16 protein-coding genes are annotated in these 18,608 nt (G+C 58.3%); 8 read left to right on the top strand and 8 right to left on the bottom strand.

The window, feature by feature from the left end; translation table 11 throughout:
- The first annotated feature begins 58 nt into the window (after positions 1-58).
- Positions 59-1,360: an acyltransferase family protein gene (locus AB8808_RS17290; protein WP_369930793.1), complete on the top strand. Its 1,302-nt coding sequence runs from the start codon at positions 59-61 to the stop codon at positions 1,358-1,360.
- Between the two features lie 359 nt (positions 1,361-1,719).
- On the opposite strand, the gene AB8808_RS17285 is transcribed toward AB8808_RS17290, so the two are convergent.
- Genes AB8808_RS17285 through rfbB form a run of 5 tightly spaced genes read right to left on the bottom strand, consistent with a single transcriptional unit; the run spans position 1,720 to position 6,557 of the window.
- Complete coding sequence (locus AB8808_RS17285; RefSeq protein WP_369931284.1) at positions 1,720-3,141, bottom strand: mannose-1-phosphate guanylyltransferase/mannose-6-phosphate isomerase; 1,422 nt, start codon at positions 3,139-3,141, stop codon at positions 1,720-1,722.
- Entirely contained in the window at positions 3,138-4,073 is a 936-nt protein-coding gene (rfbD, locus tag AB8808_RS17280; RefSeq protein WP_369930792.1) for a dTDP-4-dehydrorhamnose reductase, read from the bottom strand. The genes AB8808_RS17285 and rfbD overlap by 4 nt, the downstream gene beginning before the upstream one ends.
- Positions 4,070-4,627, bottom strand: a complete 558-nt coding sequence (gene rfbC / locus AB8808_RS17275; RefSeq protein WP_369930791.1) for a dTDP-4-dehydrorhamnose 3,5-epimerase — start codon at positions 4,625-4,627, stop codon at positions 4,070-4,072. Before rfbC ends, rfbD begins: the two co-directional genes overlap by 4 nt.
- Entirely contained in the window at positions 4,624-5,511 is an 888-nt protein-coding gene (gene rfbA / locus AB8808_RS17270) for a glucose-1-phosphate thymidylyltransferase RfbA (RefSeq protein ID WP_369930790.1), read from the bottom strand. The genes rfbC and rfbA overlap by 4 nt, the downstream gene beginning before the upstream one ends.
- Complete coding sequence (gene rfbB, locus AB8808_RS17265) at positions 5,508-6,557, bottom strand: dTDP-glucose 4,6-dehydratase (protein ID WP_369930789.1); 1,050 nt, start codon at positions 6,555-6,557, stop codon at positions 5,508-5,510. Before rfbB ends, rfbA begins: the two co-directional genes overlap by 4 nt.
- A gap of 190 nt (positions 6,558-6,747) precedes the next feature.
- Between rfbB and AB8808_RS17260 the strand changes: the two genes are divergently transcribed.
- The 7 genes from AB8808_RS17260 (at position 6,748) to AB8808_RS17230 (ending at position 14,488) form a co-directional block, all read left to right on the top strand.
- Positions 6,748-7,908, top strand: coding sequence for a trans-sulfuration enzyme family protein (locus AB8808_RS17260; protein WP_369930788.1), 1,161 nt, complete (start codon positions 6,748-6,750; stop codon positions 7,906-7,908).
- Between the two features lie 76 nt (positions 7,909-7,984).
- Positions 7,985-8,770 (top strand): FkbM family methyltransferase, encoded by a 786-nt coding sequence (locus AB8808_RS17255; protein ID WP_369930787.1) that lies wholly within the window; start codon positions 7,985-7,987, stop codon positions 8,768-8,770.
- Positions 8,771-8,799: 29 nt separating this feature from the next.
- A complete protein-coding gene (locus AB8808_RS17250) occupies positions 8,800-9,876 on the top strand; it encodes an NAD-dependent epimerase/dehydratase family protein (RefSeq protein WP_369930786.1) in 1,077 nt (358 codons plus the stop codon).
- Entirely contained in the window at positions 9,873-11,828 is a 1,956-nt protein-coding gene (locus AB8808_RS17245) for a glycosyltransferase (protein ID WP_369930785.1), read from the top strand. Before AB8808_RS17250 ends, AB8808_RS17245 begins: the two co-directional genes overlap by 4 nt.
- A gap of 12 nt (positions 11,829-11,840) precedes the next feature.
- Positions 11,841-12,176: a hypothetical protein gene (locus tag AB8808_RS17240; protein ID WP_369930784.1), complete on the top strand. Its 336-nt coding sequence runs from the start codon at positions 11,841-11,843 to the stop codon at positions 12,174-12,176.
- The gene (locus AB8808_RS17235; protein WP_369930783.1) at positions 12,176-13,330 is read left to right on the top strand and encodes a glycosyltransferase family 2 protein; all 1,155 of its coding nucleotides are present in this window, start codon (positions 12,176-12,178) and stop codon (positions 13,328-13,330) included. Before AB8808_RS17240 ends, AB8808_RS17235 begins: the two co-directional genes overlap by 1 nt.
- A 90-nt stretch (positions 13,331-13,420) precedes the next feature.
- Complete coding sequence (locus AB8808_RS17230; RefSeq protein WP_369930782.1) at positions 13,421-14,488, top strand: acyltransferase family protein; 1,068 nt, start codon at positions 13,421-13,423, stop codon at positions 14,486-14,488.
- Here AB8808_RS17230 and AB8808_RS17225 read toward each other — a convergent pair.
- The 3 genes from AB8808_RS17225 to AB8808_RS17215 are packed head-to-tail and all read right to left on the bottom strand — an operon-like array spanning position 14,480 to position 18,571.
- Entirely contained in the window at positions 14,480-16,396 is a 1,917-nt protein-coding gene (locus AB8808_RS17225) for a glycosyltransferase (protein ID WP_369930781.1), read from the bottom strand. The genes AB8808_RS17230 and AB8808_RS17225 overlap by 9 nt on opposite strands.
- On the bottom strand, positions 16,393-17,763 hold the full coding sequence (locus AB8808_RS17220; protein WP_369930780.1) for an ABC transporter ATP-binding protein: 1,371 nt from the start codon (positions 17,761-17,763) through the stop codon (positions 16,393-16,395). Before AB8808_RS17220 ends, AB8808_RS17225 begins: the two co-directional genes overlap by 4 nt.
- A complete protein-coding gene (locus tag AB8808_RS17215; protein ID WP_369930779.1) occupies positions 17,753-18,571 on the bottom strand; it encodes an ABC transporter permease in 819 nt (272 codons plus the stop codon). The genes AB8808_RS17220 and AB8808_RS17215 overlap by 11 nt, the downstream gene beginning before the upstream one ends.
- Positions 18,572-18,608: the final 37 nt, after the last annotated feature.

Raw genomic sequence — 18,608 nt, 5'->3', positions numbered from 1 at the left:
CCAGCCTGCTAACATCTTCACTCGGGAGGGTGCTGGGCGCCCGCATATAAGGTATTGCATGAAGACGGCGTGCTTCGCAGAAAAGCTGCTACCTAATCCGGGGAAGAACGTACCGTATCTCGATGCGATCCGGGGTGTTGCCGTAGTTTTCATCTTCGTTCGTCACTGCTGGGGAATCGCGGGATCGCCCAACTACAGCTTGTTCGAACACAGCATCAGTCCATTCTTAACGATGATGAGTTCGGGCGTGGATTTGTTTTTTGTATTGAGCGGCGTACTTCTGTCCGCACGTTTTCTTAAAGCGGATTCCCTTGGTAGGCCAGCGCCAGATTTCGTCGAGTATATAAAGTCGCGAGTACTGCGAATTGGGCCGCCTTATTGGATCGTTCTCGCAGTTGTACTAGTTCTTTACACGCCAAGTATGATCCCCAATGATCGTATATGGAGTAGCTACGGTGCCTTCATGGTGCTGGCTCATGCTTTATTTGCGCAGTCACTGTTTATCGTCTCTTTTGGAGCGTACATGGTTGCCGCTCCGTTTTGGACACTCACTGTCGAAATGATTTTTTATCTCATTCTACCGGCAATGGCTAAGTGCTTTTACAGCTTTCGTTGGTGGCAAGGGGTCGTGATCTCTTTCCTTACGGCAATTGCATGGCTCTATGCATGCAGGTATTACTTGTCAGATCTGAATATCCTAATTCGTAGCCATTCATTTGGTCTGGCATATTCCGAACCTGGGGTGCGTTTCTTTTTATCTCATCAGATTGTGGGATACCTTCCGCATTTCGCAATCGGATGTTCAATCAGCGCCATTCTTCAAAGAAGGTCCGGTAGCTGGTTTTCAGGCCGGGTCGCTGGCGTCGTCTACCTCGTGTCAGGGTTAATTTTGCTTTTTTGTGCCATGGGTGTGCTGGGGCGGCTGTCTATCATGGAGGGATTTACGAATCCTGAGCTCTTGCTTGCATCGAGCTCACCAGCTGCTCTTGTCTATTACTTTGGCGAGTCGATGCCCTTCGCTGTGGCTTACGGCCTTATTATCTTGGGGGTTTCTCTGGCTCCCCGGCGCGTGCAAAACTGGATTTCGAGGCCGACACTTTCATTATTTGGCGTGCTCGGTTACTCGATATATCTAATTCACATGCCCCTGCTTTATACTCTTAATCAGCACGCTATCGTGGCCGGGGCGAGTACGCAATCGGTTCATTTCCTGCGTTTACTCGCTATCGGATTCATTGTGATCGTTGCGGCTTCATTCGCTTTGTTCCAGGCGATTGAGCGTCCTTCGATGATATGGGCTGCCAGTGTTAGGAAGAAAGGCTTGCCTCCCCGCCACCTTTCGAGCGATGAACATGCGTAACTACTTCTTTGGCGATGATCGGCATTACTGACAGCCGAGCCTCAGCATGAACGCAAGAAGCGTGATGCGCTTTCGAGTGTCCTATTCAGCGTGGTCTGCCGAAGATCTCGTTCGCCTCACGCTTTAGCGAACGTTGCTCCTATATCGGGGATCATTTGACGCGGTTCTCAAGGCGCTCGTGCTGCCGATGCAGTGGCAATGCGATGACTCGATTTGCGAATAACAATCGATGCAGGCTCGCCGCAACGTCAGGTTGATCGTTGCGGTTAGGGATCTTTCGTTCAGCGCAAACACCATCACCAGCTCAGGCGCGACGCATGAGATGTATTGCGGTCAGGAGATATGGCTGCACGTTAGGTTCAAGCTCGACCATATACGTCGTCGAAACGGACGATGTCGTCCTCGCCCAGGTAGCTACCCGACTGGACTTCGATCAGTTCGACGGGAACCTTGCCCGGATTGCGCAGACGATGGCGAGAACCTAGCGGTAGGTAGGTACTTTGGTTCTCAGCGAGCAGGAACACTTTGTCGTCGCAGGTGACCTCGGCGACGCCCTTAACCACTATCCAGTGCTCGGCCCGGTGGTGGTGCATTTGCAGGCTGAGCGCGGCACCGGGTTTAACTACGATACGCTTGACCTGAAAGCGGTCGCCCTGCTCTAGCGAGTCGTAGCTGCCCCAAGGGCGGCGGACGACGCGATGCAGATCATGCTCGCTGCGTCCCGCCGACTTCAGGTCGTCGACGATCTTCTTGACATCCTGCGAGGCGCTGCGTCGGGCAACGAGCGTTGCATCCGGCGTGGTTACCACCACAAGGTCCTCCAGTCCGATGGTCGCGACTAGATGGCGCTCATGCGATCGTACCAGCGTTCCCTTTGTATCAAGAGCGATCACGTCGCCTTCTAGGTTATTGTCGTTGCTATCCTTATTGGAAGCCGTCCACAGTGCGTCCCACGAGCCTATGTCGCTCCAGCCACAGCTGACCGGTACGACGGCCGCTCGGGAGGTCTTCTCCATGACCGCATAGTCAATAGAGTCGTTAGGCGCGCCAGCGAATGCCTCGGCCTCCAGGCGGATGAAGTCCAGGTCGACGCGCGCGCTGGCGAAGGACGCTTCCGCGGCTTCGAGCATGCGAGGTGCGTGCTCGGCTAGTTCTTCTAAGTAGCGCGCTGCCTTGAATAAGAACATGCCCGAATTCCATTCGTATTCGTCGCTGGCAAGATAGCGTTCGGCTACTTCCTGCTTCGGCTTTTCCACGAATTGAGCGACGGAGAAGGTCCCTGCATTGATGGCTGTTCCACGACGGATGTAACCGAAACCTGTTTCGGCTCGATCAGGTCGGATGCCGAACGTGACCAGCCACCCCTGCGTCGCAAGCGGACGAGCCCGATCGACGGCTTCGGCGAACGATGTGTCGTCGCCGATCAGGTGATCGGCGGGCAGGACGAGGACCTGCGCTTCTGGGTCGTGTGACAACGCCTGGAGCGCTCCAACCGCAATGGCCGGTGCCGTATTGCGCGCGAAAGGTTCAAGCAGGATGCTGGCCCCACCGACGCCGAGTTCCTGCAACTGCTCCGCGGCAAGGAACCGGTGGTCGTCACTGGCGACCACGATGGGCGCGGCGGCGTCTTGCAACCGGCCGGCCCGCCGCACTGTTTGCTGAAACAGCGTTTCGTTGCCGGCGAGCGAGAGGAATTGCTTGGGCAGGTTGCGTCGCGAAATGGGCCAAAGGCGCGTACCGCTGCCGCCGCTGAGGATGACGGGGATGAGCATGTCGTTCAGTCCGAAGAGTGGGATAGCGCAGTGAGGATTCGATCAAGGCCGATCTGCCAGTCCGGCATTGCCATGTCGAAGGTGTGTGCGAATCGGCTGTTGTCTAGGACGGAATACGCGGGACGCTTGGCTGGCGTGGGAAAGTCAGCGGTGCCGATGGCGCGCACTACGGGAATGCGTGCCATAAGACCGTGGGTTGCCGCTGAGACAAAAATTCTTTCGGCGAAGCCGTGCCAGCTGGTTTGCCCGCTAGCGGTCAGGTGATACGTCCCCTCCAGCGCGGCGCGATCGCCGTCTGAAGCGCTGAGCCAACGATCGATCGCGGCTAACGTGCCCTCGACGATCAGGCGGGTGTCTGTAGGAGTTCCATGCTGGTCTGCTACCACACGCAATTCGTCGCGAGCGGCGCCCTGGCGCAGCATGGTGCGCAGAAAGTTGCTACCGACGGGGGAGTAGACCCACGCGGTACGGAAGATGAAATGCGCTGCACCACTCTCCCGCAAGCTTCGTTCGCCGGCAAGTTTGCTGCGTCCATATGCCCCGGCGGGCGCAACGGGCGCGTCGTCCGGATAGGGTGAGGTCGCGTCTCCGGCAAAGACGTAGTCGGTCGAGTAATGCACGACCAAGACGCGCCGTCCGGTCGCCCACCGGCCAAGCAGGCCGACCGCGTCGCCGTTGACGGCGGTGGCCGTGGCTTCATCCTGTTCCGCCCGATCGACTGCCGTGTAAGCGGCGGTGTTCACGATCAGGTCGGGTTTCTCGCGATCAAGCAGGGTGCTCAGGTCCTCCGGCGAAGTGAGGTCGCCGATCAAGCCATGCCCACCATCTAGCAAGACACCATCGCGACTGGCCGCAAGGAGGGTTCCGCGGGTAGCGAGGCCGCCATGGCCGAGGAAAGTACGTCCAAGCTGGCCATTGGCGCCCAGCAGAAGGATCTTCACGCGCGCAACCCCGGCAGCCGATCGACCGGCACGTCCGCCAGCAGCGGCGCTTTGCTGTCCTTGTCGGACAACAGTGGATCGGTCAGAGGCCAATCGATGCCCACGGCCGGGTCGTCCCAACGCACGGCGCCGTCGGCCTTGGCATCATAAAGATCGGTGCATTGGTAGGAAAAGGTCGCGTGTTCGGACACGACACAGAAGCCGTGGGCGAATCCTTCAGGGATCCAGAAGTGACGATGGTTTTCGGCCGTGAGCATCACGCCCGCCCACTGGCCAAAGGTCGGTGACCCTCGGCGGATATCAACGGCCACGTCGTATACCTCACCTTCGAGCACACTGACCAGCTTGCCTTGGGGGTGCGGCCACTGGTAATGCAGGCCACGCAAGACGCCACGGGCTGAGCGAGAAACGTTTGACTGAACAAAGCGACGGTCGATGCCCGCCTCGCGGTATTTCGCCTCGTTGTAGCTTTCGTAAAAGAATCCACGGCTGTCGCCGAACACCTGCGGTTCGATCACGATGCAGCCTGGCAGGGAGGTTTCAACAAACTTCATCCGACGTAGCCTTGCTTGATAAGGTTTTGGAGATACTGGCCGTAGCCTGTCTTGGAGAGCGGGGCCGCCAGCCTCAGCAACTGCTCGCCGTCGATCCAGTTATTGACGTAAGCGATCTCCTCAGGGCAGCAGACCTTGAGACCCTGACGGTTTTCGATCGTCTGGATGTACTCGCCAGCTTCCATGAGCGACTCGTGCGTGCCCGTGTCTAGCCAAGCATAGCCGCGACCCAATTGCTCCATGTGGAGCGAGGCGTCATCGAGGTAACAACGGTTCAGATCGGTGATTTCAAGTTCGCCGCGGGACGACGGCTTCAGGTCTGCAGCGAACTGCGGCGCACGATTGTCGTAAAAATAAAGCCCCGTTACCGCGTAGTTCGACTTTGGCGCCGCGGGCTTTTCTTCAAGGCCGATGACCTTGCCAGCGCTATCGAATTCCGCCACGCCGTAGCGTTCCGGATCCTTCACCCAGTATCCAAACACGGAGGCTCCACGCGTGCGCGCGGCCGCCCGTTTCATGCGCTCGGTCAGGCCTACACCGTAAAAAATATTATCGCCTAGGACAAGGCAGCTCGGATCGTTGCCGAGGAAATCCTTGCCGATGATGAAGGCCTGAGCCAGACCGTCCGGCGAGGGTTGTACAGCGTAGCGTATGGCGATACCCCACTGGCTGCCGTCTCCGAGCAGGCGTTGAAACAGTGCCTGTTCGTGCGGCGTATTGATGACCAGTACGTCACGTATACCCGCCAGCATCAGGGTGGCGAGGGGATAATAGATCATCGGTTTATCGTACACGGGCAGCAGCTGCTTGCTGACCGCTTGGGTAATGGGATAGAGCCGCGTGCCGGATCCACCCGCAAGAATAATACCCTTGTGTGTCGTCATGTTCCGAGCCGCTCGAGTCGATAGCTGCCGTCTAGCACTCGTTCGATCCATGATGTGTTGGCGAGGTACCAGTCGACGGTGGCCTGGATACCGCTTTCAAAGGTTTGTGCTGGCGTCCAGCCCAGCTCGTTCTTCAGTTTGCTAGCATCGATCGCATAGCGGCGGTCGTGCCCCGGGCGGTCCTTGACGAAGGTGATTTGCTCCTGGCGGCTTCGGCCATCGGCCAAGGGGCGCCGCTGGTCGATAAGGTCACAGATAATGCGAACTACATCGAGGTTTTTCCTCTCCGCGTTCCCGCCGACATTATAGGTTTCGCCGACACGGCCGGCGTCGAGTACCCGACGGATCGCGGCGCAGTGGTCACCGACGAAAAGCCAGTCACGGATGTTCTGGCCGTCGCCGTAGACGGGCAGAGGCTCGCCGGCCAACGCTTTGTTAATAATAAGCGGAATGAGCTTTTCGGGGAATTGGTACGGCCCGTAATTGTTGGAGCAATTGGTTGTTATTACCGGCAGCCCGTACGTATGGTGGAAAGCTCTTACGAGGTGATCGGACGAGGCCTTAGACGCCGAGTAGGGCGAATTAGGCGCGTACTGGCTGTCCTCGGTGAAATAGCCATGGTCACCGAGCGACCCGTAGACCTCGTCGGTAGATACATGTAGAAAGCGGAACGCTTGGCCTGCGGCTTCGTCAAGGCCTCTCCAGTAGTCGCGGGTTGCTTCAAGGAGGCCGAGGGTGCCGACGACGTTGGTTTCGATGAACGCGGCAGGGCCGTCAATGGAGCGATCAACGTGCGATTCCGCGGCAAAATTGACCACAGCGCTCACTTTGTGTCGCACGAGCAGATCGGACACCAGAGTCCTGTCGCCGATGTCGCCTTCGACGAAGATGTGGTGGTCGTCGTCATCCATCGACCTTAGGGTGTCGAGGTTTCCCGCGTACGTCAGCTTGTCCAAATTGACCACCGACAAGCCATCCGCAACTGCCTGGAGTACGAAGTTGGCGCCTATGAATCCCGCACCGCCCGTGACCATCACTGTCTTCATGCCGCCGCCCATTCTTAGCAAAGTCACATATTCTGGCATGGGCGTGGGAGCCCAGGCCACCTGAAGCTGAACGGAGGCCGATGAAACTAGGTACTCGTTTAATTAAAATTTAATGCGGTTGGTGTTTGTGGTTTATAATACTTCGTTTTTCCGCGCGCTCCGGCGCCCATACGCTTCCGAAGGTCCGTTTATGTCCAAAGCAAACCGTCCGCTCGGCCTCGGTACGCGGGCAATCCACGCGGGACAGCATCCCGATCCGTCAACGGGCGCCATCATGACGCCGATCTACGCTACCTCGACCTACGTTCAATCCAGTCCCGGCAAACACAAGGGCTACGAGTACTCGCGCACGCAGAATCCGACTCGTGGCGCATACGAGCGCTGTGTTGCAGATTTGGAAGGTGGCGTCGCGGGCTTTGCCTTTGCCTCTGGGATGGCAGGTTCCGCTACGATTCTGGATCTGCTCGACTCGGGTAGCCACATCATTGCCATGGACGACCTCTATGGCGGTACGTTTCGCTTGTTCGACAAGGTACGCCGCCGGTCGGCGGGGCTCGATTTCAGTTTTGTTGACCTGAACGACACGCCTGCTCTGAGGGCCGCGCTGCGACCCGAAACCTGCATGATCTGGGCCGAGACGCCGACCAACCCCATGCTCAAGCTTGTCGATCTGGCGAAGGTTGGGGCGTTTGCCAAGAAGCATGGTCTCATCTTCGTGGTAGATAACACCTTCTGCTCACCGATGGTGCAGCGCCCGATCGAGTACGGTGCCGACCTCGTGCTCCACTCGGCCACCAAGTACCTCAACGGGCACTCGGACATTGTAGGTGGCATGGTTGTCGCCGCGGAAGACGAGATGGCCGAGCGGATGGCCTTCCTGCAGAATTCCACCGGCGCGGTGGCTGGGCCATTCGACGCGTTCCTCGCTATGCGCGGACTTAAGACCCTGCACCTGCGGATGCGCCAGCATTGCGAGAGCGCCTTGGACTTAGCTAGATGGCTCGAGCGCCATCCAGCAGTCGAGCGGGTTATCTATCCCGGGCTCAAGAGCCACGCACAGCATGTGCTCGCCCGGCGACAGATGGATGGCTTCGGCGGCATCATATCGGTCGAGGTCAAAGGCGGTTTGCGCATGGCCCGTCGTGTCCTTGAGCGCTCGGAATTGTTCGCTTTGGCCGAATCGCTCGGCGGTGTCGAGAGCTTGATCGAACATCCTGCGATCATGACCCACGCGTCGATTCCGCCTGCGAACCGCAGGCGGCTGGGAATCGGCGACTCGCTAATCCGCCTCTCGGTGGGCGTGGAAGACATCGAAGATTTACGTAGCGAACTCGCGGCCTCCCTGGCTTGAATTCGGGCGCCCGCAGAGCACCCCCTCATTTAATAATCTTCATACCACGATGCCTTTAGACACGATGCCATTAGCGATGATCTCCGGTACCATCCCCTCTGGACTTAGCGGTGTAGACTTGGAACTAGTCAGTACCGACGTCGGCGACATGTGGTTTCCGATGCTCGACCTGGTTATGCGGGACCATATCCGCAACGCAGGCACCTGGGAGCCCGATATCGGTCGAGTCCTCAGTCAGTCATTGCCGCCGAATGGGATATTCCTCGATGTCGGTGCCAACGTCGGCTACTTTTCGATGCTGATCGCGTCACGGTTCCCTCACGCTACCGTTCATGCCTTCGAACCGCATCCACTTACCTCACAGGTGCTTCGGCTCAATACGTGGCCGTACGCAGACCGCGTGAAAGTTTGGCCGTGTGCTTTGGGTGACTGTCGCGGCACGGTCGCCCTGAGCACCGCTGAGAACAATTTGGGCGACACCAAGGGCGTCGTTGCTACGGATCGGCAGGTGGCCAACGTAATTGCTCCCGTCATTTCGCTGGATGAGCTACTTGGCGACCTGCGTGCGGACGTGGTTAAGATCGATGTTCAGGGCGCGGAACTTGCGGTTTTAGCGGGTATGTCGCAGCTCATCCAGCGTTCGCGCGGTATATGCATCGTGATGGAATTTTCGCCCGGCATGCTTCGCGCTGGGTATATCGATCCCCAGGTGGTTCTCGTTAACTTGCGTAATCAGGGGTTCGAGCTCACTTTGATTCGTCCGGATGCTCTCTATGCTGCCAACGACCACGAAATCTTGGATTTCTGCTATTCGGCTGGACCTTTCGGTCAGGCCAACCTCATGCTGCGTCCGCTGACCTGAACGACAGACATTCTTACGGAGAACACTCGATGCAGAAGGCCATCATTATTACGGGCGGTGCAGGATTCATCGGCAGCGCGCTTGCCGCGCGCCTCGGCGTCGAAGGACTGCCCATCGTCGCGATAGACAACCTGCACCCGCAAATCCACCCTGAGCGGACGCGACCGGATGCGCTGCCCGCGTTTGTAACGCTTCACGTCGGCGACGTCACCAAGGCCGCTACCTGGGAGGAGGTGCTGTCACACTGGCATCCCGAAGTAGTCGTACACCTTGCCGCGGAAACCGGGACGGGGCAGTCGCTCACCGAAGCCACTCGCCACGCCGACGTGAATGTCGTGGGCACGACTGCCATGCTCGATGCCTTTTCGCGAAGCGGCGTGAAGCCCACCCACGTGGTGTTAGCGTCAAGCCGGGCCGTCTACGGCGAGGGTGCTTGGAAGGATTTGGAGGGCAGCGTTTTCTACCCTGCGGCGAGGTCCCACGCTATTCTCGCAGCGGCGCATTGGGACCCGGCAGCTCCTGGTGGCAAGAGCAAGGCATCGCCCTTGCCACACTCGGCGACGACAGTGGTTCCTGCACCCACCAGTGTCTACGGGGCGACGAAGCTTGCGCAGGAACACATCTTGGCAGCCTGGTGCGGGGCCATGCAGGTGCCGCTTTCCATTTTCCGCCTGCAGAACGTCTATGGTCCTGGTCAGTCGCCTTTCAATGCGTATACCGGAATCATTACCTTGTTTATTCGCCTTGCCCGTCAGGGTCAGCAGCTTGAAGTTTACGAGGATGGCAGTATTGGTCGCGATTTCGTGTTCATCGACGACGTGGTCTCGGCGCTTGCCGCGGGGATGAACGCTCCTCCCGTCGACCGCCGCATCCTCGACGTGGGCCATGGCGTTGCGACGACGATCCACGACGCGGCACGAACGATCGCTGTACAGCATAATGCGCCTGAGCCGAAGATCTGCGGAAAGTTCCGCGATGGTGATGTTCGTTGGGCCGTGGCCGATCCCGGTCCGCTTGCCGACGCACTCGGCGTGCGTGCGCAGGTTTCGTTCGACGAAGGCTCTCGTCGCGTTGGTGAGTGGCTGATTGAGCGAGGTTACGCATGACGCGACTTCCCGCGACTTCGACCGCTGGTGTTGGCATCCTTGCCATCGTCAACGAGTCGCCGCGCGACTGGGCGGACGCTGTGCGTACGTTGGAACAACTGGCTGTGGAAGCCGAGGCCACGCTTCGCGTCTGCGCGACAGACAGCGTAACCATGCAGCGTGTCTTGGAAGGATCGCCGACCGTCTTGGCGCCCCAGTGGAACCTATCGGCTGCGGCTGCCATGTTGCTTGTCGAATGGCCGACCATTGATGCGCTGCTCATCGTTACCTCGCCTGTGGCTGTTCCGGCAAACTTGCTCGAGCGGGCGCTTGAATGGATGCGCGCCGATCCGCGCATCGCGACTGTTTCGTTTCTTTCCAATGCGGCTGGCTACTTGAGCTTCCCCTATCGGAACTCGCCGTCGTCCATGAGCATCGCGGGGCACGATGAGGCCACGGTCACTCGTCTGCTCCGTTCTTTGGAGCCAGACAGTGGACCCGTTCCCATCGCGATGCCCTCGGGCTCGGCGATCCTCGTCAACCGAGGCGTATTGTCAACCCTTGGCGGCTTCGATCCTGCGCTGGATGCCATGCCGAGGGAGTCGCTTGCGCATTTTGCCTTGCGGGCTGCTCGCCGTGGGTTCCAGCATCGCCTGGACGCAAGTTCCTATCTCACGGCGCAGTGGTTCGAAGGATTTCCGTGCCTAGACGCTGTGGACGACCCTGGTGCTCGTCATCGGCTGCATGAATACGATTCTTCGTTTCCCGCGCTTTACGATCAGCAACGGGAGGCCTCGGCCGCGTCCTTGTCCATTGCGATGGACGTCGCGCGCAGCAAGGTCGCCGGCTTGCGCCTCCTGATCGATGGATCTTGCCTTGGACCGATGGAAATGGGCACCCAGGTACAGACCCTTGAACTGGTGCGTGCCTTAGCCCGTCGACCAGACATCTGGTCGATCGCTCTCGCGGTGCCGCACGGCCGACTGCCGGCTTACGCTATAGACTTACATGGCGACGCCAAGGTCCGAATTGTCGACTCGCACAACCTCGAGTTCACCGGTGCCGAGATGGTCGACATCCTGCATAGACCTTTTCAGCCTGACAGACCTATTCCATGGGACCGATGGCGTGCCTTGGCGAAGCGCGTCGTGGTTACCTTACAGGATCTTATTGCATATCGAATAGGTGCCTATCATCCGACGGGCGAGGCATGGTTGGCCTATCGACACAACATAGCAGATGCGTGCGCGAAGGCTGACGCCGTGGTCGCCATCTCCGATGACACCCACGCTTCAATCGCGGAGGAATGCTTTGACATATCTCGAGACCAGATTCATACCGCGAAGAACGGTAGCAATCATCTGGATGAAAGCGCTCTCGATGAGGCTCCTCAAGAGCTCGTCGAGAAAGGAATGATTGCCGTCAGTTTCCTCCTTGTGCTCGGTGCGACCTATGCGCACAAGAATCGCGACCTGGCCATTCGCGTATGGCAGGAGTTGCGTCGCCGGGGACACAACGTCGCGCTGGTGATGGCTGGAGCCAACGTGCCCAAAGGCTCGTCCCGAGTCGAGGAAGCCGTTGCACGTCGCGGCGGAGATGACATGCTCGTCACCATGCCCGACGTGAGTAGCGGTGTGCGAACGTGGCTGCTACGGCATGCGGCCGTCGTGCTCTATCCGACGTCGGCGGAAGGTTTCGGGCTGGTACCGTTCGAGGCCGCAGCCATGGGCACGCCGACTGCTCACGTGAACTTCGGCCCGCTGCGCGAGCTCATCGACAATCCCGATGTCCCTCGCCAGTGGTCAGTGGATGCACTTGCCGATTTCACCCAACGCTTGCTGACCGACCCGTCGGCGGCGCGAGAAAACATCGGCGGAATCCTTCGCAGCGGAAATGTTCTCACGTGGGACGACACAGCTGCCAGCCTGGTCGATGCGTACCGCAAATCGCTCGCGCGCGCTGCGCGCACCTGAAAGAAATAACGAATGAACGACGACAGGACCAGTATGAACACGACCGATCTCGACGGCATTTCCCTGGAGCAGGCTCTGATTGACTTCGAGGTTGCCAACGCCCGTGTGATTGACCTCACGGCGCGTCTTACTTCGCTGAGTCAGGAATTGCTCCAGGCCCGTACTGAACTGGCTACAGTGAAGCTAAGGGGGGCTGCGCCTGAAGGATCCGCACCATACCGTGCGATCAATGTCGGCGACATGGGCGAACTGCAGTCGCTGCGCGACAAGATGCAACAGTTGCGAGCATCGCGCGCGCTGGGCTTGGTCAGCATCTTTAGCCCCAAGCTGCGTCAGGTTCTCGCGTAATGGCCAAGCCGAAGATCCTCCACTGCATCACAGTCTATAATGGCAGAGCCTTCGTGCCAGCGGCCATCGAAAGCGCTTTACGTCTGGACCAGACCGATGCGGAGATTGACATTCTTATCCTCGACGATGCCAGTCCGGAGCCGGGTTGGAGTGAGGAATTGGCCGCGTTCTGTAAAGAGCGCGGGGTAATGTACTACCGCACGCCGCGCAACCTTGGTATCCCGCGTAACGTTAGTCTTGGCATGGTGACCGCGCTCAAGCGCGGCTATGACTACGTGGTCATCAGTAACTCCGACGTAATCTATCCGCCGCACTTGATGGCCGCTATGTTGCCTGTCGCTGCTCAGCCGGGCGTTGGTTCCGTCACCGCTTGGTCAAACAACGTATCGATCTACTCGCTGCCGAACCTCGATCCGAATCGCCACCTTGCCTCGCAGCCTGTGGTTGACTGGCTGCATGCGACGCTGAACGGTCATTTCGGTGACGCGGCGATGGACATACCCGCGGGCATCTCGTTCTGCATCCTAATTCCGATTAGCGTAGTGAAGGATGTCGGTATTATGGATCCGTGCTTCGGCCGAGGCTATTGCGAGGAAACCGACTGGAGCTTGCGAAGCCTAGCCGCTGGCTATCGTATTTGCCTTGCCCCGGGCAGCTTCGTCTTCCATCATGGCCGTGGCTCAAATCTAGATGCGGGCATCGTCTCGCCCAACGCGACCACGGTCCCCGGCAACGAGGCGATTATCGACCTCCGTTATCCGCAGTTCCGCTCCCAAGTCGAAAGCTTTATACATTCTGGCATCTTGGCGCGAGCACACGCTGATGCCCTGGGTCATATCGTTCGCAGTGCCGCCCAGCGATTTGGTTACTCACTCGAGGTTGGTTGGGTCGCGCGCGATGTGAAAGACGAGAACGATGTACGCGTCTGTCTTTCACCGGATGGGTACAGTAGTAGCGCGCAGGTGGCTTTTCGAGGGTTTCGCTTAGATATCCCATTTGATGCTACGGATCCTGGTGGCAGTGTGCGCGATTACTTCACCCGTGAGCCTAGCAATATAAGTGTTTTCGACCGAGGTCGAAGCGCCAGCCAGATCGACGAGGCCTTTCCTGGGCAGGCTAGGTGGGCCCATTCGAATTATCCTTCGCGGATCTGAAATAGACCGACGTCGGGGGTGGGGGCTCCCGGCGTCAAAGACGAGCACACGTCGATCTGGCAGCGTTACGTAAATTAGAGAAACTCTAGCATGATTGAAACGCAGAACACGCATCGCACCAATAACTTCGACTTTGTTCGATTGATGGCGGCGTTATCCGTGCTTATCAGTCACCAGTTTGCTCTGCACAATCAAGGTGAGCCGCTCGTATTCCAATACCAAACGCTGGGTGGATATGCGGTCATGGTGTTCTTTGCTATCAGCGGGTATCTAATCACGAGTAGCTGGCATCACGATCCGAATATCTGGCGATTCGCGGCCCGACGTTTGCTAAGGATCTGGCCAGGACTCTTATGTACCGTGCTTGTTTGCGGTCTCGTTTTGGGACCTATAGTCACCGAAGTCTCGCTTGCTACTTACTTTGCTGATCCCACGACGCGAAGATTTTTCGGAACTGCATTTTTCTTCGTGAGTCCGTTTCTTCCGGGTGTGTTCCCGCATAGTCCGCTTGCTTATATCCCGAACGGAGTGCTATGGACTATTCCCATCGAGCTTCGTTGCTACGGCTACTTGGGGATCTTTGGAATTTTGGGCGTGCTTCGCTATCGATGGGTGATGCTCGCGCTGCTAGTCGCTACGTCGGCATGGTACTACGGTATCCACAGTGCTGAGGCGGTGTTCAATCAGACGCACCAACACCTTTTCGAGATCGAATACGCTACGTTCTTCTTTTCCGGCAGCTGCTTATATCTTTTCCGCGAGTACTGCATGGTGGGGACTCGCAAGCTGGTAGGACTGGTTATCGCCGTGGGGGCATGCCTCGTTGCGTATTACACAGGACATCTGCTGATCGCTGCGTTTGTCCTTACGCCTTTTCTGGTCCTGGCGCTAAGTACCGAGTCGTTCCCAATTCTGCATCGCTTTGGTCGCTTCGGTGATCTTTCCTACGGTGTATACATATATGCCTTTCCTGTACAGCAAACCACCATCTGGCTCACGCCGAACTTCGACATATACCAGCACTTCGCGATAGCTATACCTTCCACCCTGGTCATTGCGTGGCTGTCATGGCACCTGATCGAGAACCCAGCGCTTAACCTGAAGCCACGGCGTGCCACTCTGCCGAGCGATAATGTTATGCGAGCTGGGTCAGACTGAGCGCTTTCGCCGACGGAGATAGTCAAACGCCGCAAGGCAACGCGCAACCGCCGCCGGCAACCTAAGTGCCCGATTGAGAATGGACGCCAGTCGGAAGGCCGCACGGTGCTCCCTCGGAAGGAGTGCGAGGCTGAATTCGTCTATGCGCGTTAAGGTGTCGATCCGGCGCAGCCGGTCGACAATTACCCTGCTATTAGCCGTCGCCATCGTGGCGTCGATGGCCTGTGCGATCTCGCGAGCAGAGTGTGCCCAGCTGTGCACCGGCGTGGGTGCAACAACTTCCGACCACGTCGGTGTCGTTGCAAGCGCGGCCACCAGTTCGGCGGTAGTCGCATAAAAGTAGATATTGACGGATGTCGCGATGCGTGCGGCCAGTTCGCGATTTAGGCTCGTGTCGCGTACGAAGATCGGCCGTCGGCGTGCCAAAGCATGGAGAATTGGAAAGCCGAAGCCCTCGTAGTGGCTTGGGAACACGACGACGGCAGACTCGGCGTAGAAACGATCGAATGCGTCTTGATCGATATCTCCGGATGAATAGACAGTTACTTGGCTCGGCGTCGCGAAATCGGTCGAATAGCCCACGGCGGTGATGCGTTTTTCGGGCAATGCCGCGGCAATGGCATCGACCGTAGGAGCAACGAATTTATGCGCATAGTGGTTGCCGATGACGAGGATCCGGTCTTCGTCTGGCAGCGGACCGACAGTGGTCGGCGCGTACTCACCAGGATCGAGTGAGTGGCGGGATACCTGGGTTCCGACACGGTCACCCAGAGTGAATCGTGCTCGAATCCGCTCCAAGGTATAGTCCGAGTTAGTAAGGATAAGATCCGATAACTCTAGGACGATGCGCCAGACCTCCGGGTTGAAGTCCACGGCGATGTATCCGCAATCGTACGAAATCGTGTCGAGCATATATACCGCGACGACTGGCGCACGAGTGTAAATTCGAACAAGGTCCGATGTAGTAAAAGGTTGGCCGATTCGCAGTACGACGGCAGACCGCGCAGAATCGTCAAGGTCTATCCTGCGTATTCGCGGAAACCGATTCATTCCGTGAAAGGTCCACGCTCCCTCGGTCATTATCGCGTCGATCAACCATTCAGTCGACCATTCGTTAACCGCGCTTTCGAGAAGGCGGATACCCGCCTCGAATGTTCCATTATGATGCGCCGTAAATGCGGAGAGATCGAGTGTGACGCGGATCGCGGTCGCTGCTGGCACCAGTTCACCAAGCAGCGCCTCGGCTCGGTACTCCGGTGACGCTTCATGTCGATGACGCAAGCGATCACGTTCGACGAAATCCTTATCCAGGTGCCCAGTCCGGAAAGATGGCATAGGCGACGGTTGCCATGCATAAGCGTAATTTGCCAGCGCAATACGATAACCGCAGCGGTTCGCTCGCATCTGCAGGCCTTCCAGCCATCCTGGAAGCTGCACCCAGTCGATCGGGCCGAATTCGGCAAGAACCCTGCCGCTGACCCACAATGCGGAGGGCGTTACGAAGGGGACGAGGCCAAAACTTGGCAGGCGACGGGACAACTGGTCAAATCGCGCCTTGTCTCGGATCGGCTGCCCGCCGGCAGGCGACACGTGCGGTAATGTCGATATGCCCTCGCCATTCGTCCGGGGGGCGACGAACGCAATCATGGGATCCGACGCAGCGATCCGCAGCATCTCCGCCAGGGCACCCTGCGAGAGCAGTGTGCCGCCTAGGACGAAAACCAAATTGCTATCCGGGTCGAGCGTTATCGGGGTCGCATCCGGGTAGCTGGTGTCGACGATAACTATTTCGGCCGAGAGTTTCTCGGCCTCAGTTAAGGTATTGCCTAGCGAGGCCACACAAGTGTCCATTATCGTTCCGGGCTCGCCCGCCAGAACGACGCGAAGCCTGGATCTGGTGGATTTCATGTCGCGCCCCGGCCCAGTACGAAACGGATCGACAGGGATGGTGCACCCGAGATGCCGTGGACCACATTGTTGTTGATCGCCGTGATCACCAGGACATCGTGCATCCACTGGTGCTGTACGTGGTCGTCGCCGGGACCCTCGGCGAAAGCAACGTCGAGAGTGTACTCGCCGCGGACGAGCGAGGGAAAGCGCATTCGGAACTGTACCTCGATGTCCTCGTTGGCGCCGACCGTGATCGCTTCGTCGCGCAGGTAGCTATCGGTGCTTTCGGTGATGATGTACTGGCCTCTGCGATCCTTGAGCATAAATCCTATTGCCGGGAAGGTCATCGGCTTGCCGGCTCGGGCACGCACTACCAGCGTGATATCGTCGTCTGACGTGAACTCGGTAAGGATTTCACCATCGGCGCTGCTGAAATGCACGGAGGTGATATTGCCGCCGCCAGCGCCGAAGCTCTCGGCATCGGGCCTGAAAGGCGATGCGTGATACCGGGCCGGGCGAATATCAGTGACCGTGTATGCAGTGCCGTCGTCCCGGCGACGTTCCACCGCTGTCGCGCCGTGCGCAGATTCCGGCGGCTCTGCGTCGAACGCGACACTCGCGGCCGAAGCGCTCGTCCGTTCGTCATACAACTCACGTAGGTAGGTGGTGGAAATCGCTTTGGCGGTGCCTGTATCGCACAGGTAGCGATTGCCTAGCCTTCGCAGCAGCACCGCTGTCGCGCAAAGGGCGTTCACCGCTCCCATATCGTGACTGACGAAAAGCAGGGTCCCGCCGCGGCGCTGGAATTCCGAAAGGAAACGCATGCATTTTTGCTGGAAATAGGCATCGCCCACGCTTAGGGCTTCGTCGATCACGAGAATATCCGCGTCCACATGCGCGATGACGGCGAAAGCCAAGCGTACGAACATACCGCTTGAGTAGGTCTTGACTGGCTGCTCAATGAAGTCGCCAATGTCTGCGAACGCGGCGATGGCGGTAAGTCGCGCATTTACCTCGCCAGCGGTGAGTCCGTACAGCGAAGCGGCCAGATAGACATTTTCGCGACCGGTGAACTCTGGATTGAAGCCGGCACCAAGCTCCAGCAACGCGGCTACCTTGCCATTGACCTCAATGTCGCCCGATGTCGGATTAAGAGTGCCGCAGATCATCTGCAGCAAGGTCGACTTGCCGGCTCCATTGCGTCCGATGATACCGACCGTCTCGCCTTTGCGAATCTCGAAACTAACATCCTCGACCGCCCAGAACTCGCGAAAATAGTTTCTTCGCCCGCGCCAAAACATCTGCAGGAGCCGGTGCGCCGGTTTCTCGTAGACGTGATAGCACTTTCCAAGGCGACTGACGCGGATCGCGATTTCAGAGGACATCGGCGAACCCCTTGCGGACCTTCTGGAAGAAAGCGAATCCTGCCAGCATCAATGCTAGGGCCACGCCGAGGCTAACGCCGTAACTTGCCGGATCGATCCCTTGGCCCCACATGAGCACTCCGCGTACTTGTTGCACGATCGGTGCGAGTGGGTTGATGTCCAGAAAGCTCCGGAAGCGCTCCGGGATGGCATCGACCGGGAAGAAAATCGGGGTCAGGAACATAATTGCCGTGGTGACGATGGCGGTGATCTGGGCGATATCACGCAGATAGACGCCCAACGCGGCGAAGAGCCAGGACAGTCCCATCAGGAAAATGACCAAAGGCACGAGCGCTAACGGAAAAAGTAGCACCGAAACGTGCGGCACTCCGATCGCCACGGCGTAGAAGGCAAGCCATACGATCAGGCTGACCACCAGATTGAACAGAGCTGTGATGACACTAACGATCGAAAGCACTTCCAAGGGGAAGACAACGCGTTTGACGTAGTTCGCGTTGGAGAGGATAAGTTGTGGCGCCCGGTTGAAGACTTCCGCAAACATGTTGAAGACCAGCAAGCCGGCAAACAGAACCAGCGCGAATTCGGCCTTAGACCCGGTGCCGCCCGGCCAGCGGGCCTTGAAGACCTGACTGAATACGAAGGCGTAGATGGCGAGCATGAAGACCGGCTGCACCACAGCCCAGGCAAAGCCGAGGAGAGAACCGCGATACCGGGAGGCGATCTCGCGCACTGCCAGTACGCGGATGAGGCGTCGGTGCGCGATGATGCTGGAGGCGAGCCCACGGGGGCTGGCTGGGAATGATTGCATGGGTTTGGATGGTCCACAGAGCGACTGCACATGATAT

The sequence above is a fragment of the Xanthomonas sp. NCPPB 2632 genome, assembly GCF_041228075.2.
Taxonomy (GTDB): domain Bacteria; phylum Pseudomonadota; class Gammaproteobacteria; order Xanthomonadales; family Rhodanobacteraceae; genus Luteibacter.
This window is presented reverse-complemented; position numbering and strand designations above follow the sequence as displayed.